The organism is Kribbella turkmenica, from assembly GCF_004348725.1.
Lineage (GTDB): Bacteria > Actinomycetota > Actinomycetes > Propionibacteriales > Kribbellaceae > Kribbella > Kribbella turkmenica.
This window is the reverse complement of sequence record NZ_SMKR01000351.1, coordinates 1-601: the sequence shown is the minus strand read 5'-3', so window position 1 is coordinate 601 and position 601 is coordinate 1. Positions and strand designations below refer to the sequence as shown.

Genomic DNA, 601 nt, shown 5'->3' with positions numbered 1-601 from the left:
GCCGCCGGAGACCTACCAGGACCGGCGGGTCACGTCGCTGGCGTTCAACCTGACCGGGGTCGACGTCACTTCGGACATGGGTCCGTTCGAGATCGCGCAGGGCAGTCAGTGGGACGACGGTCGTGGCTGGGATCACGAGATGTTCCCGCCGAAGGAGACCTGGCCGCGGTACGCCGGGGGCGCCGTCCGCAAGTATCCGCAGCTGGGCGACATCTCCGTGCGGTCGGCCCTGACCATTCATCGCGGTACCGAGCACCGTTCCCCTGTCGCCCGCCCGGTGCTGGTCCTGGGCGTGGATGCTCCGGGCGCCGGCCACTCGGCCCTCCACAACCCGATGGTCACCAAGGAGTACTACGACCGTCTCCCGGACGCGGTACGGCGCCACCTCGAGTGTCAGGTCGTCGACGAACTCGTGCCCATCGTCCAGAAGCACGACATCGAAGGCCTCGTCATGGGCGCCGACTGAGTCGTTCCGCGTGGCGGGCTGCCGGATCGCCTGGCCCGAAGTGCCCTGGGCTACGACCGCCAAGAAGTCGAGCGCCAAGAGGCCGCCGCGAAGAAGACGACCGGTGAGAGATCCACACAGCGCTGAGGTAAGAAC

The 601-nt window shown here is 67.9% G+C and carries 1 pseudogene; it reads left to right on the top strand.

The window, feature by feature from the left end:
* A pseudogene (locus E1218_RS35835) lies at positions 1 to 466 on the top strand (phytanoyl-CoA dioxygenase family protein); the annotation flags it as partial.
* Positions 467 to 601 lie beyond the last annotated feature (135 nt).